At 34.5% G+C, this 9,384-nt stretch carries 10 protein-coding genes and 2 pseudogenes; 10 read left to right on the top strand and 2 right to left on the bottom strand.

Going from position 1 to position 9,384, the window contains the following annotated elements:
* From WBN21_RS04320 to WBN21_RS04275, 10 genes and pseudogenes are all read left to right on the top strand, one after another.
* Positions 1-206, top strand: a pseudogene (locus tag WBN21_RS04320) (anthranilate phosphoribosyltransferase); the annotation flags it as partial.
* Between the two features lie 80 nt (positions 207-286).
* A complete protein-coding gene (gene trpC, locus WBN21_RS04315) occupies positions 287-1,072 on the top strand; it encodes an indole-3-glycerol phosphate synthase TrpC (protein ID WP_424198058.1) in 786 nt (261 codons plus the stop codon).
* A pseudogene (locus tag WBN21_RS04310) lies at positions 1,069-1,680 on the top strand (phosphoribosylanthranilate isomerase); the annotation flags it as partial. The gene trpC and the pseudogene WBN21_RS04310, both read left to right, overlap by 4 nt.
* Before the next feature lie 48 nt (positions 1,681-1,728).
* Positions 1,729-2,910 (top strand): tryptophan synthase subunit beta, encoded by a 1,182-nt coding sequence (gene trpB, locus WBN21_RS04305; protein ID WP_424198060.1) that lies wholly within the window; start codon positions 1,729-1,731, stop codon positions 2,908-2,910.
* A 117-nt stretch (positions 2,911-3,027) separates the two neighbouring features.
* Positions 3,028-3,792 (top strand): tryptophan synthase subunit alpha, encoded by a 765-nt coding sequence (gene trpA / locus WBN21_RS04300; RefSeq protein ID WP_424198057.1) that lies wholly within the window; start codon positions 3,028-3,030, stop codon positions 3,790-3,792.
* A gap of 63 nt (positions 3,793-3,855) precedes the next feature.
* Positions 3,856-4,938, top strand: a complete 1,083-nt coding sequence (locus WBN21_RS04295) for a T9SS type A sorting domain-containing protein (protein WP_424198056.1) — start codon at positions 3,856-3,858, stop codon at positions 4,936-4,938.
* A gap of 1 nt (position 4,939) precedes the next feature.
* Positions 4,940-5,164, top strand: a complete 225-nt coding sequence (locus WBN21_RS04290; protein ID WP_424198055.1) for a hypothetical protein — start codon at positions 4,940-4,942, stop codon at positions 5,162-5,164.
* Positions 5,154-5,606, top strand: a complete 453-nt coding sequence (locus WBN21_RS04285; RefSeq protein ID WP_424198054.1) for a tRNA (cytidine(34)-2'-O)-methyltransferase — start codon at positions 5,154-5,156, stop codon at positions 5,604-5,606. The genes WBN21_RS04290 and WBN21_RS04285 overlap by 11 nt, the downstream gene beginning before the upstream one ends.
* 215 nt (positions 5,607-5,821) lie before the next feature.
* Positions 5,822-8,527, top strand: a complete 2,706-nt coding sequence (locus WBN21_RS04280; RefSeq protein ID WP_424198053.1) for a chondroitinase-B domain-containing protein — start codon at positions 5,822-5,824, stop codon at positions 8,525-8,527.
* A gap of 74 nt (positions 8,528-8,601) precedes the next feature.
* Positions 8,602-8,922 carry a hypothetical protein gene (locus tag WBN21_RS04275; protein WP_424198052.1) on the top strand — a complete coding sequence of 107 codons (321 nt, stop codon included), beginning with the start codon at positions 8,602-8,604 and terminating at the stop codon, positions 8,920-8,922.
* Between the two features lie 65 nt (positions 8,923-8,987).
* Here WBN21_RS04275 and WBN21_RS04270 read toward each other — a convergent pair whose 3' ends face one another.
* Both WBN21_RS04270 and WBN21_RS04265 read right to left on the bottom strand, forming a co-directional pair.
* Positions 8,988-9,212, bottom strand: coding sequence for a VF530 family DNA-binding protein (locus WBN21_RS04270; protein WP_424198051.1), 225 nt, complete (start codon positions 9,210-9,212; stop codon positions 8,988-8,990).
* On the bottom strand, positions 9,212-9,379 hold the full coding sequence (locus WBN21_RS04265; protein WP_424198059.1) for a DUF6500 family protein: 168 nt from the start codon (positions 9,377-9,379) through the stop codon (positions 9,212-9,214). Before WBN21_RS04265 ends, WBN21_RS04270 begins: the two co-directional genes overlap by 1 nt.
* Positions 9,380-9,384 lie beyond the last annotated feature (5 nt).

Here is a 9,384-nt window from a genome sequence, read left to right as displayed (position 1 = left end):
TAAAAGATGCAGCAAACATATTTGTAAACATTGTGAATGGAAAAGGAACCGAAGCGCAAAACAATGTGGTTTGTGCCAATGCAGGATTAGCTATTGCAACGTCAAAACAAATTTCGCATAAAGAAGGTTTTGAATTAGCGAAGGAATCTTTGTTTTCCGGAAAAGCAAAAACGAGTTTAGAAAAATTGATTGAGTTAAGTAGATAAAAAAGTAGGCAGTAATCAGTTTACAGTAGGCAGTCATTCTGTTTACTGAAGACTGAAGACTGAAGACAGAAGACTGAAACATGAACATACTAGATAAAATAACACTTGACAAACGCAAAGAAGTAGCTCTAAGAAAAGGGCTAATACCTATTTCTCAATTAGAACAATCAGTTTTATTTGAAAGACAAACTGTTTCATTGGCTAACAACTTACGCAATAGTAAATCTGGAATTATTGCAGAACATAAACGTCGTTCGCCATCAAAGTCCGTTATTAATAACGGATTAAACGTTCAAGATGTAGCAAAAGGCTATGAAAAAGCTGGTGTTTGTGGTATGTCAGTTTTAACCGATGGAAAATATTTTGGAGGATCTTTAGACGATTTACTAACAGCAAGAGCAAGTTGTAATCTTCCGCTTTTAAGAAAAGAGTTTATCATTGATGAATATCAACTATTAGAAGCGAAAGCTTATGGCGCTGATGTTATTCTTTTAATAGCAGCTATTCTATCAAGAGACGAAATAAAACAATTCTCGGAGTTTGCTAAAAGTTTACATTTAGATGTGCTTTTAGAAGTTCATAATGAAGAAGAATTACACAAATCTATCATGCCAAGTTTAGATATGCTGGGTGTTAATAACAGAAACTTAAAAACGTTCGATGTTAGTTTAGAAACAAGTAAAAGTTTAAGCAGCCTGATTCCTAATGATTTTGTAAAAGTATCAGAAAGTGGCATTAGCAGTATTGAGGCTATAAAAGAGTTACAACCCTACGGATATCAAGGTTTTTTAATAGGTGAAAACTTTATGAAAACGGATAACCCAGGAGCAAGTGCAACAACGTTTATTAAAACTTTAGAAGGATGAAATTAAAGGTTTGCGGCATGAAATATCAAGATAATATAGAACACGTTGCAGCATTGCAACCAGACTATCTTGGATTCATATTTTATGAAAAATCTGCAAGAAACTTTGATGCAGAGAGCATTCCTGAGTTACAAAAATCTATTAAAAAAACAGGTGTTTTTGTTGATGCTGATTTAAACTTCGTTCTCGAAAAGATTAACAAACACGATTTACAAGCGGTTCAATTACATGGAGAGGAATCTCCTGAATATTGTGACGATTTAAAAAATCGTCATGCTGAACTTGTTTCAGCACCTCTTGAGATTTTCAAAGTATTCTCCATAAAAGACGAATTCAATTTTGAGGTTTTAAAACATTATGAAGATGCCTGCGATTACTTCCTTTTTGATACCAAAGGAAAATTACCAGGAGGCAATGGTTATACTTTCGATTGGAATGTATTAAGCAATTATCCATCAACAAAGCCATTTTTTTTAAGCGGCGGGATAGGTTTAAACGAAATTGAAGATATAAAGAATTTTGTAAAAAGTAAAGCCTCAAAATACTGTTATGCTTTAGATGTAAATAGCAAATTTGAAATTGAACCAGGATTAAAAAATATTGAGTTAATAGAAAAATTTAAAAAGATTCCTGTCTTTGCAGGAATGACAAATATTATGAATTATAACGTAAATGAAAAAGGCTATTACGGCGAATTTGGCGGCGCATTTATCCCAGAAATGCTATATCCAAATGTTGAAGAATTACGCCAGAACTATTTAAAAATAATGGCAGAACCTGATTTTAAAAAAGAGGTTGATCAACTTTTAAAAGATTATGTAGGGCGCCCTTCCCCACTCTATTTTGCTAAACGCCTTTCAGAAAAATATAACACCAAAATATATTTAAAACGCGAAGATTTAAACCATACCGGAGCGCACAAAATCAACAATACTATTGGTCAGATATTAATGGCTCAGCGTTTAGGTAAACATCGTATTATTGCCGAAACAGGTGCTGGTCAACATGGTGTTGCAACCGCAACAGTTTGCGCGTTAATGGGTCTGGAATGTATTGTTTACATGGGTGAAATTGATATCGCAAGACAAGCGCCAAACGTAGCCCGAATGAAAATGCTGGGCGCAAAAGTGGTTCCTGCATTATCAGGAAGCAGAACCTTAAAAGACGCTACCAACGAAGCCATCCGCGATTGGATTAACAACCCTGTGGATACACATTACATAATTGGTTCGGCCATTGGTCCGCATCCATATCCAGATATGGTAACACGGTTTCAATCAGTCATTTCAGAAGAAATTAAATGGCAATTAAAAGAGCAGGAAGGTCGTGAAAACCCAGACTATGTTGTGGCCTGTATTGGTGGCGGAAGTAATGCTGCGGGAACTTATTACCACTACTTACACGAACCAGATGTTAAAATTATTGCTGTTGAAGCTGCCGGATTAGGTATAGATTCTGGTGAAAGTGCAGCGACATCTGTTTTAGGAAAAGAAGGTATTATTCATGGTTGTAAAACCTTGTTAATGCAAACTAAAGATGGACAAATTACAGAGCCTTACTCGATTTCGGCAGGTTTAGATTATCCTGGTGTAGGCCCGATGCATGCACATTTATGCAAAACAGGTCGCGCAGAATTTATGGCAATTACTGATAGCGATGCTATGGATGCTGGCTTGGAACTTTCGAAACTAGAAGGCATCATTCCCGCCATTGAAACATCGCACGCACTAGCTATTTTTAAGCATAAAACGTTTAAACCAAACGATATAGTTGTTATGAGTTTATCTGGCCGTGGTGATAAAGATTTACAAAATTATATAGATTACTTTAAAATATAAATTGAATACGTTACTACCGCGTTAGGGATTGAACGGCATGTTTGAGCTCCCCGACGCAGGAGGGAGCGAGTAGTGAAAGCCCGACCCTTGTGGTAACGCCAAAAACAATAATAAAAAATGAATCGTATTCAAACAAAATTACAAGAAGACAAAAAGTTATTGTCCATATACTTTACAGCCGGTTACCCAAACCTTAACGATACCGTTAGCATCATTCAGAATTTAGAAAAAAATGGTGTAGATATGATTGAAATAGGGTTGCCTTTTAGTGATCCATTGGCCGACGGACCAACCATTCAAGCAAGTTCAACAGCTGCTTTAAAAAATGGCATGACTACCGAAGTCCTTTTTAATCAATTAAAAGACATTCGTAAAACAGTAAATATTCCATTAATTATTATGGGCTATTTTAACCCCATGTTTCAATACGGTGTGGAGACTTTTTGTAAAAAATGTCAAGAAATTGGTATTGATGGTCTAATTATTCCAGATTTACCAGTTGATGTATATCATGAGGAATATCAAGCTGTTTTTGAAAAACACGGACTAACCAATGTGTTTTTAATTACGCCTCAAACCAGCGATGAACGAATTAGATACATCGATTCTATTTCGAACGGATTTATATATATGGTAAGTAGCGCAAGTACAACTGGAGCGCAATCTGGGTTTGGAAATGAGCAAACCAAATACTTTAAGCGCATTGCCAAAATGAACTTAAAAAACCCACAGGTAATAGGTTTCGGAATTAGTAATAATGAAACATTTACACAGGCTACACAATATGCCAAAGGTGCTATAATTGGTAGTGCTTTTGTAAAACACGTTACTAACCATGGAACTGGCTCTGAATCAGCATTTGTGAAAACTATTTTGAAATAGATTTTATAGTTTAATTTGACTATCTTTGGTAAGACAAATTGGTTAACCAATTATTAAAACGCTATGAAATCAATATTCTGTTTAGTAGCAATACTATTTTCAATCACACAAATTAATGCTCAAGTTACGCTTAATTCTGATGGTGCTGGTGGCATGCAAACCTATGATTTAATAAACTCGGTTCTTGCACCAGGATACGATGCTGTTGAAGAACCAGATTGTAGCCACACTCCTATTTTTCAGCATATTGATGAACCTTTTGATACTACCTTAGGCATTAATGTTTTTAGATTTTATATTCATGTTGCCACAGATACAGATAGATGTAATGGTTCTACAGATCGCCAACGTAACGAAATAAAAACATACGATAAATCGCCAGATAATTTAAAAGGTATTGAAGGCGAAAGTGTCATTTACAAATGGAAATTTAAATTGGACGTTGGTTTTCAGGTGTCTTCAAATTTTACTCATTTACACCAATTAAAATCTGTAGGCGGACTTTATGAAAGTATGCCTATGTATACCTTAACCGCACGTAAATCTAGCCCTGACAGACTAGAATTACGCTATGCCGAAACGAATTCGCAAACCACATTAATACAGGTTCCTCTATCTGATTTTAAAGGCGAATGGGTCGAAGCTACAGAATCTATAAAATTTGGCACAAATGCTAGTCCAGATTCAGGCACTTATGCTATAGAAATAAAAAGAGTAAGTGACCAGACCATATTACTAAGCTATTCGGATAATACTGTAAAAAACTGGCAAACAGATGCTGAATTTGTACGCCCTAAATGGGGTATTTACAGAAGTTTAAACAGTCCCTCTGACTTAAGGGATGAGGAAGTATTATTTGCAGATTTTAGTATTGAAGAAGTGGGTACGTTATCAACTAATATATCTAATATTGAAACCAATGCCATTAAAATGGTTCCAAATCCTTCGAAAGAGGAAGTCACTTTTATTTCCAAAAAATCAAACGCCTATGATTATTATATAATTTATAATAACCTTGGGCAACAACTAACTTCAAAAAACACTCAAAAAACGTTTAATACCTCCAAATTAAAAACGGGAACCTACCACGTCGTTTTTTATAAAAACAACCTCAAAACACAAACGGAAAAGCTCGTTATAAAATAACATGATAATATTTAAAGATTTAAAATTCGCTATATTACTTTGCTTAACGCTAGGGCTAGCTCCGTTTTTCCCTGAACCACATATTTGGGGAAAGTTAAAATGGGTTTTAGGAGGTGCAAAAGGGATGCAATTTATGGATTGGTTTGATTTAATTATGCATGGGTTTCCTTTCGTTTTACTAGTTGGGTTAATCATGCTAAAATTATTTAAAAAAAATGCCGCTTAATATTGTTTTAATAGAACCCGAAATACCAAATAATACTGGAAACATAGGTCGGTTAGCATTAGCAACAGGCTCACATTTACATCTTGTTAAACCCTTTGGCTTTGAAATTAGCGACGCACGATTAAAACGAGCAGGACTAGATTACTGGCAACATTTATCGGTTACCTATTATGAAAATATTGAAGAATTCTTTTCAATCAATAAAGACAAAAACATGGCGTTTCTTTCCAGTCATGGTACTTTAAACCATTGGGATATTCCTTTTGAAAATGATATGTTTTTAATTTTTGGAAAAGAATCTGTGGGGCTTCCAAAACCGATTCTCGAAAAACATGCAGATAAACTTTATAAAATTCCACTTTTTAGCGAGCATGTAAGAAGTTTAAATCTTGCAAATGCAGTAAGCATTGTTGTATATGAAGGATTAAAACCTTTAAATTAAATAAAAATCACTCACCGTATTTTTAAATTTAAACACCTTTTCCCACAAAAGAATACTTTGCTTTAACACTTCTTTATAAGCTCTTACCAAATACATTACCACTAAGCTATAATAATTACATTTCAACTATTTTTTTATTGAAAAAATAAGTTTATACCTTATTTTTAGTCAACCAGATTGGTTAACCAATTTTTTTTAAATAAAACTAAATTAAAATGAAACAAAAAACTACTCTAACAAAAAGTGTTTTTATTAAAGGATCTCTTGTTAAAACGAGCCTCTTTATATTAATTTTTATTTGTAATTATAGTGTGTTTTCTCAAAACATGACTTATAATATTGACGACCCTGAAGCCTTAAGGGATGTGATATACCAACCAGGAGATGAAATAATTCTAAAAAATGGTGTTTACACAACCGATGAACGCATGAGATTTCTTGGTTCTGGTACAGCAGAAAACCCTGTTGTTTTTAGAGCAGAAACCCCAGGAGGTGTAATTTTTACTGGTGGCCCTCGATTAACTATTGGCGGTGAAACAGATGGTACCACAGGAGCCATAATTGCAACTGGTGAATACCTAGTAGTAGATGGTTTATATTGGCAAGGTGGATATGGTGCCAGTAATTTTATCGAATTTAGAAATGGTGATAATTACGCACACCATAGTACCATTCAAAATTGTGCCATTGATGGATTGGGAATAGAACCAGGTGAGTTAGCAGAAGATTTATTAGATGAGCAAATTCCAAAACACAGATGGATTGTTTTATATGGTACTTATAATACGGTTATTAATTGTTCATTTATGAATAAAGTGAGTGCTGGGGCTATAGTTCTTGGAGAGTATGCATATAATGCATTTCCAAATGTACCTGACGGCGAACCAGAGGTAAACACAAGCTGTTTAACAGTTGGCCATACTGTAATGAATAATTATTTCTATAATTTTGAAAAAGTGACAGAATTATATGGAAGAAAAGCCAATGGTGATGAGTTATCAAATGCGGGAGATAGTGAAACCATTCGAATGGGAACAAGCTCCTACCAAATGGTAAATAGTGATGCAACAATTAGTAACAACTATTTTGTTAAGTCTGATGGCGAAAATGAAATTATCACTAATAAAAGTAAAGGCAACACCTATACAAACAATACTTTTAGAAGTTGTAGAGGATCTTTAGTGCTGCGTCATGGTTCTTATGCTACCGTTCAAGGGAATTACTTTTTAGGTGAAAATGTTGATGGAACAGGAGGTATTAGAATTTCAGATAGTTTCCACACCATTACCAATAATTATATTCAAGATTGTATTACAGTTGATGATTTTGCAAAATGGAATAACGGCATAACATTTATTGGTGGTGGCGCCAATGCTGATGCAGATTGTGCTTCTGATAATGTTTCAAATGGCTATCAAAAAACTGAAGGTATTATTGTTTCAAACAATACGATTATGAACACCAATGCACCTTTGTTTTATAACGTTAACACAGACAACGGTAATGATGTAAAAGGAATGGTTGAGAATAACTTAATTCATTTTGAAGCTGGCAACGCCAATATAACACCTGTAATTTCAGGTGATGAGCCAACTTCGTATGCAAACATCGGAGCAACATTAACTTATAATGGAAACGTTTACACGGGAACGACTTTAGGCGAAACAAATGCTGGTTTTTCAGAAGAAACAGGAATTACAGCTACTGCAGATGGTGAAATTTTCACTTTCTCTGGAACTGGTTCAGCTGGAAAAGGTGCTGATATGGGAGCTTATGCGCCCACAACTGATGCTATGGTTGGTTACGGCATTGGGGCTTGTTTTCTTGATTATTCTGGAGCTAGTATCACTACCGGTGATTGTACTATTGAAGTGAGTGAATCATTAACAGTTAGTGGTTTATCAACGCTACCTTCAGTTGCTGCTAGTTACGATGTTACAGTTGCTGCCAATGTAAGCTGGACTGCTCAATCTAACGATTCTTGGATTAGTATCGACACAACCGCTGGTTCTGGTAATGCAACGGTTTGGGTTTCTGTAACTGAAAATGCCGATACAAGTAGCAGATCTGGTACCGTAACCTTTACACAAGATGCAGGTGGCGATGATATTGTAAGAACATTAACAGTAGTTCAGGAAGGTGCAGATTTAACCGATTTGTACGACCTTATTAACTCTGGAACATTAGGAGCTCCTGTAACAATTCATTCATATTCAAAACAAGAAGATACTGGTGGTAAAACAAATTATGCATCCAACACTTTAGATAAAGATGAAGGCACCGTTTGGGCTGCTGATGATGATGCTGTTCAAGCTGGTGACTATAAAGGTGATGGTGAATATATTATTTATGATTTAAGTGGCAACTATGACTTGAAATTAATTCAATTTACAACCACAAGCAAATCCGATCCTTTTGGTTATCAAATATGGGTTTCTACCACAGGAACTGAAGAAGCAGATTTCTCTATGGTATTACCAACAACTGGCGATTTAATATTAACTGCAACCAGTACGACAGATTATAATCAGTATGAAGTTACTGCAGAAGCCCGTTACGTAAAATTATTAGGTTTCGGAAGATTTAACAGCGCTGGCGATACCAGAACAAGCCAATGGAGTGCCGTTGGAGAAATAGAATTTTATGGCTCTTCTAGTTTATCCGTTGCAGATGAAGATTTAAAAAATAGTATTTTGCTTTACCCGATGCCAGCAAAAAACACATTGCATGTTAAAAGCTTAAACAACGCACTTAGCAAAATGAAAATTTATAGCTTAGATGGCAGACAAATTTTTGAAAAAGTGATTAATGATACCTCTTTAGATATCGATACATCATTATTTTCAAACGGAACTTATATTTTGAATTTTACAAATGATAACTTTCAAACCGTTTCTAAAATGATTATTGTTTCACATTAAAATAAAAACAACTTGATTAAACCTTTTTAAATTTAAATAGTCTTAATGCTTGTAATTATTAATCATAAAACATTATGAAATCTAAAACTATTAAATTGGGTGCTTTAGCACTAGGATTATTTGCTTGTTCTTTTACTATGTCTGCACAAGAAAAAAAAGAACCAAACTTTGAAAAAATGCATAAACGTTTTGATGCAGATAACAATGGTTCAATTTCTTTAGATGAGTTTAAATCGGCTAAAAGAAAAAATGAAGTTCCTGCTGAAAAACTAGAAAAAAATTATGCAAGATTAGATGCTGATGGTGATGGTGCGGTAACTTTAGCTGAATTAAAAGAAAACTGGAAAAAAGGCAAAGGACAAGGAAAAGGCAAGAAAAAAAATAAACAAGAATAGTTTATAAAACACAAAAATGCGAAAGGCTCAAGTTTTAACTTGAGCCTTTTTATTTTATTGCTTTGTTACTTCTTATTCTTCAACATCTTTAAATACATGTTCTCCACTTTTGTTCTTGCCCAAGGTGTTCGTCGTAGAAATTTCAAGCTCGACTTCACAGATGGATTATCAGTAAAACATTTAATTTTTATAGTGTAACCCATATATTCCCAACCATAATGTGCCACCAAATCGTTTATAATTTGTTCTAACTTAATGCCATGTAACGGATTGTTTGGTTGCGATTCCATTATAAATTTTCAACTAAGCTTTTAATTTTTACTGCTTTTTCGAAGTGGTCTAACTTATTAGTTTCTATCCACCAAGTGGCGGCTTCCATTAATAATTCTGGGTTATCATTTTTGTTTTTAAAAAACGCATAGAATGATATGCCTACATGGTCGCCTTTTGCTGCAATTTTCT

It is taken from the genome of Algibacter sp., from assembly GCF_049667265.1.
Classification (GTDB): domain Bacteria; phylum Bacteroidota; class Bacteroidia; order Flavobacteriales; family Flavobacteriaceae; genus Algibacter_B.
Note: the sequence above shows the minus strand (reverse complement) of the source record. Positions and strands in the feature narration are given on the sequence as shown.

Bases quoted from the DNA above. Each gene is read 5' to 3' on its own strand.
- trpC (WP_424198058.1), top strand. From the start codon at position 287: ATGAACATACTAGATAAAATAACACTTGACAAACGCAAAGAAGTAGCT.
- trpB (WP_424198060.1), top strand. From the start codon at position 1,729: ATGAATTATAACGTAAATGAAAAAGGCTATTACGGCGAATTTGGCGGC.
- trpA (WP_424198057.1), top strand. From the start codon at position 3,028: ATGAATCGTATTCAAACAAAATTACAAGAAGACAAAAAGTTATTGTCC.
- WBN21_RS04295 (WP_424198056.1), top strand. From the start codon at position 3,856: ATGAAATCAATATTCTGTTTAGTAGCAATACTATTTTCAATCACACAA.
- WBN21_RS04290 (WP_424198055.1), top strand. From the start codon at position 4,940: ATGATAATATTTAAAGATTTAAAATTCGCTATATTACTTTGCTTAACG.
- WBN21_RS04285 (WP_424198054.1), top strand. From the start codon at position 5,154: ATGCCGCTTAATATTGTTTTAATAGAACCCGAAATACCAAATAATACT.
- WBN21_RS04280 (WP_424198053.1), top strand. From the start codon at position 5,822: ATGAAACAAAAAACTACTCTAACAAAAAGTGTTTTTATTAAAGGATCT.
- WBN21_RS04275 (WP_424198052.1), top strand. From the start codon at position 8,602: ATGAAATCTAAAACTATTAAATTGGGTGCTTTAGCACTAGGATTATTT.
- WBN21_RS04270 (WP_424198051.1), bottom strand. From the start codon at position 9,212: ATGGAATCGCAACCAAACAATCCGTTACATGGCATTAAGTTAGAACAA.